Origin of the sequence: Amycolatopsis sp. AA4 (genome assembly GCF_002796545.1) — a bacterium.
Classification (GTDB): domain Bacteria; phylum Actinomycetota; class Actinomycetes; order Mycobacteriales; family Pseudonocardiaceae; genus Amycolatopsis.
In genome coordinates this window covers 4,777,394-4,792,549 of sequence record NZ_CP024894.1, presented here as the reverse complement: position 1 = coordinate 4,792,549, position 15,156 = coordinate 4,777,394, and the positions used below count along the sequence as shown (strand labels likewise).

The 15,156-nt window shown below is 70.7% G+C and carries 8 protein-coding genes; 6 read left to right on the top strand and 2 right to left on the bottom strand.

Annotated elements, in window-relative coordinates:
* Positions 1 to 305 precede the first annotated feature (305 nt).
* The 6 genes from CU254_RS22240 (at position 306) to CU254_RS22215 (ending at position 11,476) form a co-directional block, all read left to right on the top strand.
* The gene (locus tag CU254_RS22240; protein ID WP_286157061.1) at positions 306 to 4,157 is read left to right on the top strand and encodes a Pls/PosA family non-ribosomal peptide synthetase; all 3,852 of its coding nucleotides are present in this window, start codon (positions 306 to 308) and stop codon (positions 4,155 to 4,157) included.
* An 85-nt stretch (positions 4,158 to 4,242) separates the two neighbouring features.
* Positions 4,243 to 5,598 (top strand): M1 family metallopeptidase, encoded by a 1,356-nt coding sequence (locus tag CU254_RS22235; protein WP_086024987.1) that lies wholly within the window; start codon positions 4,243 to 4,245, stop codon positions 5,596 to 5,598.
* A gap of 112 nt (positions 5,599 to 5,710) precedes the next feature.
* On the top strand, positions 5,711 to 6,133 hold the full coding sequence (locus tag CU254_RS22230; RefSeq protein WP_009079542.1) for a VOC family protein: 423 nt from the start codon (positions 5,711 to 5,713) through the stop codon (positions 6,131 to 6,133).
* Positions 6,130 to 6,711: a dihydrofolate reductase family protein gene (locus CU254_RS22225; protein WP_009079540.1), complete on the top strand. Its 582-nt coding sequence runs from the start codon at positions 6,130 to 6,132 to the stop codon at positions 6,709 to 6,711. The genes CU254_RS22230 and CU254_RS22225 overlap by 4 nt, the downstream gene beginning before the upstream one ends.
* A 158-nt stretch (positions 6,712 to 6,869) precedes the next feature.
* Positions 6,870 to 9,167 (top strand): glycoside hydrolase family 95-like protein, encoded by a 2,298-nt coding sequence (locus CU254_RS22220; protein WP_037717693.1) that lies wholly within the window; start codon positions 6,870 to 6,872, stop codon positions 9,165 to 9,167.
* A 20-nt stretch (positions 9,168 to 9,187) separates the two neighbouring features.
* Complete coding sequence (locus CU254_RS22215) at positions 9,188 to 11,476, top strand: hypothetical protein (protein ID WP_009079536.1); 2,289 nt, start codon at positions 9,188 to 9,190, stop codon at positions 11,474 to 11,476.
* 1 nt (position 11,477) lies between these two features.
* Here CU254_RS22215 and CU254_RS22210 read toward each other — a convergent pair whose 3' ends face one another.
* Entirely contained in the window at positions 11,478 to 13,208 is a 1,731-nt protein-coding gene (locus tag CU254_RS22210; RefSeq protein ID WP_009079534.1) for an FAD-dependent monooxygenase, read from the bottom strand.
* Complete coding sequence (locus CU254_RS22205; protein WP_009079533.1) at positions 13,195 to 15,120, bottom strand: maleylacetate reductase and hydroxyquinol 1,2-dioxygenase domain-containing protein; 1,926 nt, start codon at positions 15,118 to 15,120, stop codon at positions 13,195 to 13,197. Before CU254_RS22205 ends, CU254_RS22210 begins: the two co-directional genes overlap by 14 nt.
* Positions 15,121 to 15,156 lie beyond the last annotated feature (36 nt).

Below are 15,156 nucleotides of genomic sequence, written 5' to 3'. Positions count from 1 at the left end.
TTTCCCGGCAAGGGAATTCCCGGCGAGACCGATTTCCCGGGTTTCCCTTGCCGGACCTGCGCGCGGTGATGTCCGACACGCCGCCGTTACCCAGGCGCGACCTGGGCTTGATCGCCGCGTAAAGTGGACGGTCGCTACGGGCGCCTCATTCGGATGGCCAGCCCGAATGACGCTCGCGAAAGGTGAGTGATGGGCTTGCGCGCCCAGAGTTCGACCGTGCCCGCACCGTTCCGGAATACCGGGGCGCACCCGGCCGCCGAGGTGGCCTGGTGACGCTGACCGCCGATTCCGGCAGCGCCGAAGCCCTGACTGTCGCCGTCGAGGCCGCGCTCTCGCCCGCTCTGTTCGAGACCGCCGCCCCGTCCGCCGAGCGCACCCTGCTGGACATCCTCGCCGCGACCGCGGAGCGGCACCCGAACGCCGCCGCGCTCGACGACGGCACCGGCCCGCTGAGCTACCGCCGGCTGATGGAAGAGATCGACGCGTACGCCCGCGAATTGCGCGAGCACGGCGTCGGCCGGGGCGACCGCGTCGGCATCCGGATCTCCTCCGGCACCGCCGAGCTGTACGTCGCGATCCTGGCGACGCTGTCGGTCGGCGCGGCGTACGTGCCGGTCGACGCGGACGACCCCGACGAGCGAGCCGAGCTGGTGTTCGGCGAGGCGGGTGTCGCGGCGATCGCCACCGACGGCGAGATCGCCGTCGCGGGCACGCCGGGCGGCGCCACCGGGCGGCCCGGCCCGGCCGACGACGCGTGGATCATCTTCACCTCCGGCTCCACCGGCAAGCCGAAGGGCGTCGCGGTCACGCACGCCTCGGCGGCGGCCTTCGTGGACGCCGAAGCCCAGCTTTTCCTGACCGACGAGCCGATCGGCCCCGGCGACCGGGTGCTGGCCGGGCTGAGCGTCGCGTTCGACGCCTCCTGCGAAGAGATGTGGCTCGCCTGGCGGCACGGCGCCTGCCTGGTCCCCGCGCCGCGCGCCCTGGTGCGCACCGGCGTCGACCTCGGCCCGTGGCTGGTTTCGCAGGGCATCACGGTCGTGTCGACGGTGCCGACGCTGGCCGCGCTGTGGCCGGCGGACGCGCTGGAAGACGTGCGCCTGCTCATCTTCGGCGGCGAAGCGTGCCCGCCGGAGCTGGCCGAGCGCGTGGCCGTCGAAGGCCGCGAAGTCTGGAACACCTACGGCCCGACCGAAGCGACCGTCGTCGCCTGCGCCGCGCAGATGACCGGCGAGGGCCCGGTGCGGATCGGCCTGCCGCTGCTCGGCTGGCAGCTGGTCGTGGTGAACGAAGAAGGCGAACCGGTCGCCATGGGCGAGACCGGCGAGCTGGTCATCGGCGGGGCCGGGCTCGCCCGCTACCTCGACGCGGAGAAGGACGCGCAGAAGTTCGCGCCGCTGCCGTCGATGGGCTGGGAGCGCGCCTACCGCAGCGGCGACATGGTCCGCGCGGAGCCGGAAGGCCTGCTGTTCCTCGGCAGGCTCGACGAGCAGATCAAGCTCGGCGGCCGCCGGATCGAGCTGGGCGAGGTCGACGCGGCGCTGCAGGCGCTGCCCGGCGTGCGCGGCGCGGCCGCGGCGGTCCGGCGCACCAAGGCGGGCAACCAGGTCCTGGTCGGCTACGTCGTGCCGGAGGACGGCGAAAAGCTCGACACGGACGACGCCGCGACCCGGCTGCGCGCGCAGCTGCCCGCCGCGCTCGTGCCGCTGCTGGCGACGATCGACGACCTGCCGACCCGCACGTCCGGCAAGGTCGACCGCAACGCGCTGCCGTGGCCGCTGTCCACTGTGGACGCGAGCGCGGCCGGGCTTTCTCCGACCGAGGCGTGGCTCGCCGAGGGCTGGAGCGAGATCCTCGGCGTGTCGGTGAGCAGCGCGAACGCCGACTTCTTCACCAACGGCGGCGGAAGCCTCACCGCGGCGCAGCTGATCGCGCGCATCCGCACCCGCCACCCCGAGGTGTCGGTCAGCGACATCTACCAGAACCCGAAGCTCGGCGCGCTCGCCGCGAAGCTCGACGCGCTGAGCGGCGAGGAGACCGAACGCCGCGAGATCGCGCCGACGCCGCGCCGCGCCGGGCTCGTGCAGTCGCTGCTGATGGTCCCGCTGATGGGCCTCGTCGGGCTGCGCTGGACCACGCTCGCCGCCGCCTGCTCGAACGTGCTGGCGCTGCTGGGCGTTTCCTGGGCGCCGACGCTGAACTGGGCGTGGCTGGTGCTCGCCTGGCTCGTGCTGTTCACCCCGGCGGGGCGGATCGCGATCGCCGCGGGCGGCGCGCGCGTGCTGCTGGCCGGGGTGCGCCCCGGCGCCTACCCGCGCGGCGGAAGTGTCCACTTGCGACTGTGGACCGCCGAGAAGCTGGCCGAGTTCAGCGGCGCGGACAGCGTCGCGGGCGCGTCGTGGATGACGACGTACGCGAAGGCGCTCGGCGCGCGCATCGGCAAGGACGTCGACCTGCACTCGCCGCCGCCGGTCACCGGTTTCCTCAAGCTGGGCCGCGGCGCGGCGGTGGAGCCCGAGGTCGATCTGTCCGGCCACTGGGTCGACGGCGACGTCGTGCACATCGGCAAGACGCGGATCGGGGCCGAGGCCCGGGTCGGCGCGCGCAGCACGCTGTTCCCCGGCGCCCGGATCGGCAAGGGCGCGGAGATCGCGGCCGGTTCGACCGTGCGCGGCGCGGTCCCGGCGGGCCAGCGCTGGGCCGGTTCGCCCGCGGTGCGCTCGGACGTCAAGGACGCGCTGAAGTGGCCGTCGAGCCGCCCGCCGCGCTCGCGGTTCTGGGCTTCGGTGTACGGCGCGACCTCGGTGTTCCTCGGGCTGCTGCCCGGAATCGCCGCGCTGCCCGGCGTCGCGGTGGCCGGGTACGCGGTCGCCGGCACCTCGAGCTTGAGCGCCGCGCTGGGCCAGGCGCTGCTGTTCGTGCCGGTCGCCACGGTCGCCTACTTCGTGACGTACGCGCTGCTCGTGCTGGCCGGGGTCCGCGCGCTGGGCGTCGGGATGGTCGAGGGCTACCACCCGGTGCACGGCCGCGTCGCGTGGCAGGTCTGGGCGACCGAACGGCTGATGGGGATGGCCCGCGAAGGCCTGTTCCCGTTGTACGCCAGCCTGTTCACGCCGGTGTGGCTGCGGCTGCTCGGCGCGAAGGTCGGCCGGAACGTGGAGGCGTCGACTGTCCTCGCCCTGCCGAAAATGACCAAAGTGGACAGTGGCGCGTTCCTGGCCGACGACACCATGGTCGCCACCTACGAGCTGGGCCACGGCTGGCTGCACGCCGCCCCGGCGCGGATCGGCAAGCAGGCGTTCCTCGGCAACTCGGGAATGACCGCGCCGGGCCGTTCGGTGCCGAAGCGCGGGCTGGTCGGGGTGCTGTCCTCGACGCCGGCGAAGGCGAAGAAGGGCTCGTCGTACCTGGGCATGCCGCCGCTGCCGGTGCGCCGCGCGGTGGAGGAGAGCGACACCAGCCGCACGTACACGCCGCCGCTGCACCTCAAGGCGGCGCGGGCGCTGGTCGAGCTGTGCCGGATCGTGCCGGTGATGTGCGCGGTCGCGCTGACCGTCGGCGTCGCGGTCGCGCTGCTGGCGCTGGCGTCGTGGGGCGGCTTCTGGGTCGCCGCGCTGCTGGCCGGGCCGGTGCTGCTGGCCGCCGGGGTCGTCGCCGCGCTCACCGCGACCGCGGCGAAATGGCTGCTGGTCGGGAAGTTCCGCGAGATCGACCACCCGCTGTGGAGTTCGTTCGTGTGGCGCAACGAGCTGGCCGACACGTTCGTCGAGGCGCTCGCGGTGCCGTGGCTGATCGGGTCGCTCGGCGGCACGCCGCTGCTGCCCGCGTGGCTGCGCACGATGGGCGTCAAGATCGGCCGCGGCGTCTGGCTGGACACGTACTGGCTGCCCGAGTCCGACCTGGTCGCACTGGGCGACGGCGCGACGATCAACCGCGGCTGCGTCGTGCAGACGCACCTGTTCCACGACCGGATCATGACCATGTCGCGGGTGACGCTGGACGAGGGCGCGACGCTCGGCCCGCACGGGATCGTGCTGCCGGGCGCGAGCATCGGCGCGCGCACCACGGTGGGCCCCGGCTCGCTCGTGACGCGCGGCGACGCGGTGCCCGCGGACTCGCGCTGGCTCGGCAATCCGATCTCGGCCTGGCGGCGGTGAGGGTACGACCGTTGCGGACCCCGTCGCGGTACCTCATGCTGGAAAGGATCACGGCGGCGGCGGGCGAAGGCGGGTTTCGGTGCGGGTGAACGGGAAAGCGGCCGCGCCCGGCGCGGAGACCTCGGGCGACGGGTACCTCCCCGCGCACGGGAACGGCGGCTACCGGGTCCGGCACTACGACCTCGATCTCGACTACCGGATCGGCCCGAACCGGTTGTCCGCCACCGCGGTGCTCACCTGTGCGGCCACCCAGGCGCTTTCCCGGCTGACGCTCGACTTCGGCGAGTTCCGGGTGTCTCGCGTGCTGGTCGAGGGCAAACCGGCGAAGTACACGCGGCGCGGCCTGAAGCTGCAGGTCAAACCGGCGCGGTCGGTGCCCGCCGGTGCCGAGTTCCAGGTCGAGATCCGTTACGCGGGCAACCCGAAGCCGGTCGGCAGCCGGTGGGGCGACATCGGCTGGGACGAGCTGACCGACGGCGCGCTGGTGGCGAGCCAGCCGGTCGGCGCGCCGTCGTGGTTCCCGTGCAACGACCATCCGGCGGACAAGGCGAGCTACCGGCTCGCGGTGGCCACGTCGTCGCCGTATCTCGTTGCGGCGACGGGGAATCTCGTGTCGCGGTACCAGTCGGCGAGCACCACGAAGTGGGTGTTCGAACGGCCGGAGCCGACCTCGACGTATCTGATGAGCGTCCAGATCGGCCGGTACGAGGACCTCGAGTTGTCCGACGGCGCCTGGGTTCCGGAGATCGCGGTCGACCGCCCGGGCGGCGTCGTGCAGCGGGCCGCCGTCCCGCCTCGGCTGCGCCGCGCGTTCGGGCGGGACTTCGGGCGGCAGGGCCGGATGATGGACGCGCTGGAGGAGTGGTTCGGGCCGTACCCGTTCGGCGAGTACGTGGTGGTCGTGACCGACGACGAGCTCGACGACCCGATCGAGGCCCAGGGTATGGCGATCTTCGGGGCCAACCACGTGGACGGCAAACGCACCCACGAGCGGCTCGTGGTGCACGAACTGGCGCACCAGTGGTTCGGCAACAGCCTGACGGTGGCGGACTGGCAGCACATTTGGCTCAACGAAGGCTTCGCGACCTACACCGAGTGGCTGTGGTCGGAGCGCGCCGGCGGCGAATCGACGGAGGCGTTGGCCCGGACGTGGTACGCGCGGGTGCGGGCCAAGCCGGCCGACGTGACGATCGGCGATCCCGGCGTGGCGCGGATGTTCGACGAGCGGGTGTACAAGCGCGGCGGGTTGACGCTGCACGCGTTGCGCGGGGAGATCGGGGACCCGGCGTTCTTCGCGCTGGTGAAGGCGTGGGCCGTGGAGAACCGGCACGGTGCGGTGACGACGGAGCAGTTCGTGTCGCTGGCGGAGTCTTACGCGGGGCGCTCGTTGCGGGAGTTCTTCGCGGCCTGGCTGGACCGGGTGGCGTTGCCGCCGCTCTGAAATCCGGCCCGGGCAAAAATTTCGCCTCCGCTTGTCGAATCCGGTGCCGGGCGATCGACGCACCGGTGAGTGCGGCTGGCAGCGGGCCGGGGCATGCGAAGGAGGCACCGGAATGCGAACCTTGCACGTCGGATTGCGGGTGACCGATCTTCCCCGGTCACTGGAGTTCTACTCGGCGCTCGGCTACGAGGTCGTCGGCACCGTGCCCGGGACGTCGATCGGGCAGCTGACCATGCTCAAGCTGCCCGGCGACGAGTTCGTCACCGTCGAGCTGGTGCACGACGGAAACCCGGTCGAGCGCGGCACCGGCCTGAGCCATCTGGTCGTGCAGGTCGAGTCGATGGCCGCGACGCTCGAGGACCTGGCCGGTCACGGGATCGAGCCCGTCACCGCGGTGCAGGACCACGGGCACGGCATGAAGACGACGTTCCTCGCCGACCCGGACGGACGGCGGATCGAACTCGTCCAGTGGCCCGCGGGGCATCTCGACGGCATCACCGCCGCCGACTGGACCGAAAGCGGGGCGGGACGATGAGCCGGACGCCGCTGCGGCTGTACATGTCCGTGTCGGTCGACGGGTACATCGCCGGACCGGACGACCGCGCGGGCCAGGAACTCGGCCGCGGCGGCGGACGGCTGTTCGACTGGCTCGACGACCGGATGTCCGAGGGGATCAACGGGCAGGTGTACGCCGAGGCCTCGGCCACCGGCGCCGTGATCTCCGGCCGCCGCACGTTCGAACTGGCCAAGCGATGGAACGGCGACCACCACGACGGCGTCCCGATCCACGTCCTCACCCGCCACGTCGATCCGGCCGACGAGCCGCCGGGCAGCGCGCGGTTCTACACCGACGTCGACGCTTGCGCCGACGAAGCCCGGGACAAATCGGGAGGCCGTGCCGTACTGGTCCACGGCGCGGGCGCGGCACAGGCTCTGCTGGCAGCGGGCCAGCTCGACGAACTGGAACTGCACCTCGTGCCGGTGCTGCTGGGCGAGGGACGGCGATTGTTCGAGCCGACCGGGCTCGGTTCCGTGGAACTGGAGCCGGTGCGACGGCTCGAAGGCCGCGGCGTCACGCACCTGCGGTACCGCGTGGTCCATCCTGCCCAGTGATTTTCACGTATCTGAACCCGCATCCGGCGGATCCCAGTCATCGGATGTCTGTGCGGCTTTCCGAGTGAACAACTCTGGCTTTTGCCTGTCCTGTCTGGATATATTCCGCTCACTTCGCGCTAGCGAGGGTGAAACGTAATATGAATCCGGAGGGCGTCATGGTCGGGGTGTCGCGGCGGACGGTGCTTCGATCGGTGTCCATCGCTGCTGGAGCGGCGGCGTTCGGCGGGCTGTGGGCGCAGGGCGCGCCACTCGGAACAGCCGCGCCGCGCAGCAACCCGCATCGGGACGTCGTCATGGACGCGCGGATGCGTTGGCAGCGGTTGCCGAAGAACTGGCAGGAAGCGCCGTTCCTGGCCAACGGTTATCTCGGCGTGCAAGCGTACGCCGGGCAGACGCCGCAGGTGCTGAAGTTCATGCTCAGCCACACCCAGGTCCAGGACCAGCGCATCCAGTGGGAGGCGGGGATCGGGCTGTCGCGGCTGCCGATCGGCGCGATCACGCTGACCTTCGCGGGAGCGATCACCGGCGTCGACTGGACGCTGGACCTCTACAACGCCGAACTGGGCGGCACCATCACCACCACGCGCGGACAGGTCGCGTTTTCCGCCGTGGTGCACAACGATCTCGGCGTACTGCTCGTCTCGCTCGACCCGAGTGCGGGCGAATCCGGCGCGGCGTGGGGATTCGCGCCGCTCGTGTCGGCGACGACGCGGACGGTGCGCAAGCCGCCGGATTACACCGCGAACCCGGACCCTGAACAGACTGACGGGTACTGCGCGCAGCCGTTGATCGCCGGTGGCGGGTATACGACGGCGTGGCGGGAGAAACGGGTCGGCACGAAGCGGCTGTTCGCGGCGGCGGTCGCGTATTCGTTCCCGGGTTCCACGCACACCCGCGACGCGGTGTCGCTGGTCGGTCGGACGGTCACGATGAACCCGGACGTGCTGCTCGCTTGGCATCGCCGCTGGTGGAACGATTTCCACCAGCGCAGTTTCGTGTCCGTGCCGGACAAGCAGGTCCAGCGGTTCTACTGGATCCAGCTCTACAAGATCGCCTCGGCGACCCGCCGGGACGGCCCGGTGACCGCCGAATGGGGGCCGTGGTTCCCGGAGGTCGGCAACAGCTGGACGGCGGTGTGGTGGAACCTGAACGTCCAGGTCACCTATCCGATCGTGAACAGCGCCAACCATCCGGAGCTGGACGCGGTCACCGAGACCTTCCGCCGCGATCACGCGAACCTGGAGGTGTCGGTTCCGCCCGCGTACCGGGACGGCGACACCTACGCTCTTTCGCATCCGGGGGACTGGCGGCTGCGGCCCGGCGGCGTCCGGACGGTCGGCGTTCCGGGGACGCCGTCCAAAACGGATCAGACCGGAAACCTGTTGTGGGGCTTGCACAACGTCTGGCTCGCGTACCGGCATCATCTCGACCATTCGGTACTGCGCGACGTGCTGTACCCGACGCTGGCCAAAGCGCTCAACTTCTACCGGCACTTCCTTTTCACCGGGCCGGACGGGCTGCTGCACCTGCCGCTCACCCGTTCGCCGGAGTACGCCGACGCGGCCGACTGCACCTACGACCTGTCGCTGATCCGCTGGGCCGCGACGACGCTGGCCGACTCCGCGCGGATCCTGCGGCTGAACGACTCGCGCGTGCCGATGTGGCGGGAGATAGCGGCGAAACTCGTTCCGTACCACGAGGATCCGGCCGACGGCGTGCTGATCGGCGACGGCGTCCGGCTCGCCGATTCGCATCGGCACTTCTCGCATTTGCTCTGGCTGTACCCGTTGCGGGAGCGGAACTGGGAACGCACCGCCGATCGAGACCTCATGACCCGCACCTTCCGGCATTGGGCGGCGGACCAGTCGGCCTGGCACGGCTACAGCTACGCGGCCGCGTCGTCGATGAACTCGGTGATGGACCAGCCCGAGGAAGCCTTGCGGGACTTGAAGTTCTTCCTCGACCGGAACATCGTCGCGGACACCGAACTGACCGCTAACACGATGTACCGCGAGGGCTCGAACTTCGCCATCGAAAGCCCGATCACCGCCGCACAGTCCGTGGTGGACATGCTGCTGCAAGGCTCCGGAGGCGTGGTGAAGGCGTTCCCGGCAGTGTCGGCGAAGTGGCCGGACGCGTCGATCGCCGGGCTGCGCACCGAGGGCGCGTTCCTGGTGGACGCATCGCGGCGGCGTGGGGCAACGGAATTCGTGCGAGTGCGCAGCGAAGCCGGTGCGCCGCTGGTGCTCGACCACGGGATCGACGGCGACATCGACGTGCGCGATCAATGGGGTCGGCGGTTGCCGTGGCGGCCGGTCGGACCGCGGCGGATCGCGCTGGAGTTGCGGCGGGGGAGCACGGTCACTGTCACCCCGCGTGGTGCCCGGCCGGACTTCGGGCCGCGTGACGTTCCTTCGCTCGGTGCTGCTCCGGCTTGGGGTTTGCCTGACTAGAAACGAGGAGGCTGGCGGACATGGACATCTCGCGCCGGACAGTGCTCGGCGGAGCGCTCGCCGGGATCGCCGCCGGAGCAGTCGGAATCCCGCCGGCCAGTGCGGCGGAACTGGGCCGCGACGGCGTCGGCTGGGCGGATTTCCTGGCGACCGCGGACCTGCGCTGGCGGCGGATGCCGACGACCTGGTACGAGGGACCGTTCCTGGGCAACGGTTTCCTCGGCTCCGGAATCTACTCCGAACCCGGCCGCAACGCGGTCCGCTTCAACGTCCAGCACAGCCAGGTGCAGGACCACCGGCCGCGGTTCGGCTCGCTGTTCGGCCTGGCGCGGCTGCCGATCGGGTACTTCACGCTCGAACCGGTCGGCGCGATCACCGGCCTCGACTGGCGCCTCGACCTCTGGAACGCCGAACTCGCCGGCACGATCACCACCGCGGCCGGGAGCCTGGAGCTGCGCGCGCTCGTCCACACCGGACAGTCGCTGCTCGCGGTGGAGGTGCGGCCGTCGGAGGGCGAACGCGGGTTCCAGTGGGTGTTCCATCCGGCGAAGGCGATCAGCCCGCGAGCCGATCCGGTGTGGAAAAAGCCGCCGCCGGAAGGATATGCGGAGAACCCGCCGGTCCAACTGCAGCAGGCGGGTGACGCTCACCTCGCGGTACAGCCGTTGCTGGCGGGCGGCGAACACGTGACGGCTTGGCGAGAGGTCACCCGGGGCAGTGCGCGGACGTTGTACACGTCGGTCGCGTGGTCGCATCCGGAGAAGACGTCGGCGGTCCGGGCACTGCAGACCGTGCGGCGGGCGGGTGCGCTGGACGTGCTGACCTGGGACCACCGTCGTTGGTGGCACGACTACTACCAGCGCAGCTTCCTGTCCATTCCGGACACCCGGCTGCAGAGTTTCTACTGGATCCAGCTGTACAAGGTCGCGTCGGCCGCGCGCCGGGAAGCGCCGGTGATGGCGACGTCCGGGCCGTGGCTGGAGAACACGCCGTGGCCCGCGACGTGGTGGAACCTGAACGTGCAGCTGGAGTACTGGCTCATCCAGGGCTCCAACCACCTCGAGCTCGACGCGGTCAGCTACGCGCTCGGCAAGTACCGGGACCGGCTCACCAGCCAGGTCGCGCAGCCGTACCAGGCCGATTCGGCGGGCATCCCGCGCACCACCGACATGACGCTGCTCAACGGCCTCGCCGACTCCACGAGCGGCTACCCGGTCGGCATCCCGGGCAAGGACACGCCGACGCCCGAGGTCGGCAACCTCACCTGGGCGCTGCACAACGTTTGGCTGAGCTACCGGCACACGATGGACCGCCAGTTGCTGCGGGACACATTGTTCCCCTTGCTGCGCAAGGCAATCAACTACTATCTCCACTTCCTCGCGCCCGGCCCGGACGGCCGCCTGCATCTCCCGGCGACCTTCTCGCCCGAGTACGGCGTGAACGCGCCCGACACCAACTACGACCTCGCCCTGATCCGCTGGGGCTGCAATACCTTGCTGGACACCGCGCGAGAGCTGCGCATTGCTGACCCGCTGGCGGGGAAGTGGCAGCAAGTGCTCGCCACGCTCACCGATTATCCGGCCGACGAGAACGGCTACATGATAGGCGCGGGCGTCCCTTTCGCGAAGTCGCACCGGCACTACTCGCACCTACTGCAGATCTATCCGCTTTACGAGATCACCTGGGAACAGCCGGAGCACCGCGCGATCATCGAAACGTCGCTCAACCATTGGCTCGGCTTCGAGGGCGCGCTGCAGGGCTACACGTTCACCGGCGCCGCGTCGATCTCCGCGCAGATGCTCCGCGGCGAGAAGGCCGCGTATTACCTCGGCGAACTCCAAAAGCGTTATATCCAGCCGAATACGATGTACAAGGAATCGGGCCCGGTCATCGAAACGCCGTTGTCCGCGGCGAAATCCATGCAGGACATGCTGGTGCAGAGCTGGGGCGGCGTCGTCCGGCTGTTCCCGGCGGTCCCGGACGCGTGGGGTGACATCGCGCTGCGCGACTTCCGGACTGAAGGCGCGTTCCTGCTCAGCGCATCGCGGGAAGGCGGGAAAACGCGTTGGCTGAAGGTGCACAGCGAGGCCGGTGCGCCGTGTGTCCTGCGGCCGGGCATCGACGGCGAACTGACGGTGACGGACGCGCACGGCCGCCCGCGTCGCTGGCGCCGATTGGCCAACGGCGACGTGCAGGTCGACCTCGGCCGCGGTCAGGACGCGTACGTGTACCGCCGCGGCGACCGGCCGGACTTCACGGTCCGGCCGGTCGCGCCGGGCGGGGCGAGCGAGCCGTGGGGGATGCCGTGAGCTAACGGTCGAGGAGACGGCGAAGTGCGTCCAGGAGGCCGGTTCCGGCAGCGGGGCGACGCCAGGCGACATAGCCGTCCGGCCGGATCAGCAGGCAGCCGTCTTCCTCGATGCCGCTGCTGCGCGCCCAGTCTCCATAGGAATCGCGGGCCTCGGGGGAACCGATGGTCACGACCCGCAGGTCCAGTCCGAGGTCCGCACCGGCTTTCGCGGCGGCGTCCCGCCAGGCACCGCCGGTGAGTCCGGTGAGGACAGTCCACCGGCCGCGCCCGACAAGGTCCAATGTGGACACTCGGCGACCGTCGGGGCGGACGAGCCACACGTGCGGCAGTTTCGCGCCCGGCGTGGTCGTGGGCCGGTGGTACAGCTCGGCATCCCGCGCTGCAGGCGGTTCCTCGCCGTCCGGGAGCACCGCGCTCGAGACGTACCGCTGATCCATCTCCACGCCGTGCGCGTTGAACTCGTAGTTCTTCAGCTCGATCGCCGCCTGCAGTTGCTTCCGCCGCAACGCACCGGTCTCGGTCGCGGCCGTGCAGGCGGCGAGACCTGCGGCGATGGCGTCCGCATCGGTGTCGCCGTCGATGCCGAGCGCGGCGAAGATCGGCCCGAACTGGTCGCGGCTGAGGTTCGCCCGGTCCACGATCTGCTTGCCGACCGGCGCTCGCTCGGCGCTGTAGCTGTCGAGAAGCCCCTCGCCCGCCTCGCCGCGGACAACCATCGCGAGCTTCCACGCCAGGTTGTACGCGTCCTGCACCGACGTGTTGGACCCGAGCCCATTCGACGGCGGATGCCGGTGCACCGCGTCGCCCGCGCAGAAAACGCGGTCGGCCGAGTACTGCGTGGCGTAGCTGTGGTTGACCGTCCACAGTGAAGTCGAGGTGATCTCCACCGGCAGGTCCGGATCGCCGACGAGGTCCCGCACGATCCGGGTGGCCTCCTCGCCGGTCACATCCGGCGGCGGCTGCGCGATGTCGTAACCCCAGGTCAGCAGCCATTCGTTCCACGGCCGGACCATCCGCACCAGGCCCATCCCGATGCCGCTGAGGTGCGCGCCCGGCCGCATCACCCAGTACAGCACGCTCGGCCGGTGCGCGACGTACTCGGACAAGTCGGCGGTGAAGGTGATGTTCATGCTGCCGGCCTTGCCGGACTGGCCGTCGATCGGCAGCCCGGCCTGCTCGGCGACGCGGCTGCGGGCGCCGTCCGCGCCGATCAGGTAGCGTGCGCGGAGGGTGAACTCGTCGCCGCGAACCCGGTCCCGCAGCCGCGCGGTGACGCCGTCGGCATCCTGGGTGAAGTCCAGGAATTCGGTGTCCAGGCGCAGTTTCGCCCCGCGCGCGGCGGCGTTCGTGACCAGGATCGGTTCCAGATAGGTCTGCGGCAGGTCGATCAGGTGACACGGGCTTGCAGAGCCGTACTCGGCAGCCGAGCGATCGGCGGTGCCCCAGCTGGCGATCCGGCCGATCTCCTCGCCCGCGAGCGACGTGCACAGCACGGTGTCGCCCATCAGCTCCGGGGGAGTGCCCTGCGCGAGCGCCTGGTCTTCGATGCCGAGGTCGCGCAGGACTTCCATCGTCCGCTGGTTGGTGATGTGCGCCCGTGGGGTGTGCGCCGTCCAGCCGTATTTGGTGACGAGCACGGTGCGGACGCCGTAGGTCGCGAGCAGCAGCGCGGCGGAACCGCCCGCCGGGCCGCTGCCGACCACGAGGACGTCGGTGTCATGACTGGTCATGGTGGGTTCCCGGGGAGATGCGGAAGGTGAATTCGAGGCGGCGCCAGGGTTCGCGCCCGTCCGGCGCGGGGCCGGTCTGCTCGGCGAAGTCGACGATCAGGCCGTCTTTCACGCCGAACACGGTGTCCGAGTCGAGGTACTCGCCGCCGCGGACGAACAGCTGGGTGACCAGCGTGCGGTAGCCCGGTTTGGCGATCATGAAGTGGACGTGCGGCGCGCGGAAGGGATGCCGTCCGGTCGCGGCCAGCATCCCGCCGACCGGTCCGTCGTCCGGGATCGGGTACGCCGACGGCACGATCGTCCAGAACCGCAGCCTGCCTTCGGCGTCGGTGCGGAACCGGGCGCGCAGCACCGGACCGTCCACGTCGGGCAGCTGGACGTCGTAGAAACCGTCCTCGTTGGACTGCCAGACGTCCACGACCGCGTCCGGCACCGGGGTTCCGTCCGGCTCGGTCACGTGGACATCCGTCCACAATGGAGTTCCCGGAAGTCCTTCGGCGAGATCCGCGCCCTGCTCGGTTTCCGGCGGCCCCTCGACGTAGAACGGGCCCAGCACCGCCGAGGGCGTCGTATCGGGCGTGCGCGAGTTCGTGAGCACGTCGACCACGCTCGAAACGCCGAGGGTGTCCGAGAGCAGGATGAACTCCTGCCGCGTGTCCGAGCTGATCTGCCCGGTGCGCGTGAGGAAGCCGATCGCGTACTCCCACTCCTCTTGCGTGAGGTCGGTGCGCACGACGTACGAATGCAGGGTGCGGACCAGTTCCGACAGCAGTTCGCGCAACCGAGGGTCTGGCGTGGCGGCGAAACTGTCCACGACCTCCTGCGTGAGCCCGCGCAGGTCCGGCGGGGCGCCCAACGCGGGGGCCGGCCGGGTGCCGGACCACGCCTGCCGCAGCAGGTCTTCGATGCCGTCGCGAGTGAGTTCGCGCGGATTCGGATACGGCGCGGCGGTGGCCAGTTCGGCGGCCTTGGCGAGATCGCCTTCGGCAAGACCGATTTCGGCCAGCGAACGCGGCACCGGCAGACTGGCGATCAGATCGAACACCGCGGTCGGTGCGTCTGGGGCTCCGAGTGCTTCGGCGATCCGCCGCATCGCGTCGGCGGCGTTCGGCGCGTTGTACGCCATCGCGTGGGGGAGGACGATCGTGTGCGTTTCCGCGTGCGGCAGCCCGAAACTGCCGCCGAGGGTGTGGCAGAGCTTGTGGTGCAGGCCCATTCCGACCGAACCCAGGCACGAACCGGCCAGCCACGCGGCGCGCAACGCGTCCGTCCGGGCGTCCGCATCGGACGGATCGGCGGCGATCCGCGGCAGCGCGGCGGCGAGCAGCCGGATCGCTTCGAGGGCGAACTGGTCGACGATCGGGTTCGCCTGCGCCGAGTAAAGCGCCTCGACCGCGTGCGCCATCGCGTTGACGCCGCTGGTCAGCGAGGTCGGCACGGGCAGGCCGAGGGTGAGGTCGACGTCGTAGACGACCACCTCGGGCAGCACCTTCGGCGACGACTGCGTGGTCTTGCGCCCGTTCTCGGTCTGGCCGACCACCGGCGTCATCTCGGACCCGGCGTAGGTGGTCGGCACGATGACCTGCGGGATGTCGGTGCGCAGCGCGAGCGCCTTGGCGAGTCCGGTCGCGGAGCCGCCGCCGATCGCGATCACGCAATCGACGTTGTGCTCGGTGACCAGCGCGAGCGCGCGTTCGGTGACCTCGACGGGGGTGTGCATGGCGGGCTCGCCGAAGCGGGCGGCAAGCAGCGGGCCGAGCGCCTCGGCCGTCTGATCGGCGGCCTTGGCGGCGGATTTTCCGGCCACCAGCAGCACGCGGCCGGCGCCGAGCCGCTGCACCTCCTCGGGGACGACAGCGAGCGTGCCGCTGCCGAACACGACCCGAGCCGGGTTGGCGGTGTAGGTGAACATCGTCGGTCCTTCCACGCGGGTACGTCGAGTATCCGG

Coding starts and splice junctions, on each gene's coding strand:
- CU254_RS22230 (WP_009079542.1), top strand. CDS start 5,711: ATGCGAACCTTGCACGTCGGATTGCGGGTGACCGATCTTCCCCGGTCA.
- CU254_RS22225 (WP_009079540.1), top strand. CDS start 6,130: ATGAGCCGGACGCCGCTGCGGCTGTACATGTCCGTGTCGGTCGACGGG.
- CU254_RS22220 (WP_037717693.1), top strand. CDS start 6,870: ATGGTCGGGGTGTCGCGGCGGACGGTGCTTCGATCGGTGTCCATCGCT.
- CU254_RS22215 (WP_009079536.1), top strand. CDS start 9,188: ATGGACATCTCGCGCCGGACAGTGCTCGGCGGAGCGCTCGCCGGGATC.
- CU254_RS22210 (WP_009079534.1), bottom strand. CDS start 13,208: ATGACCAGTCATGACACCGACGTCCTCGTGGTCGGCAGCGGCCCGGCG.
- CU254_RS22205 (WP_009079533.1), bottom strand. CDS start 15,120: ATGTTCACCTACACCGCCAACCCGGCTCGGGTCGTGTTCGGCAGCGGC.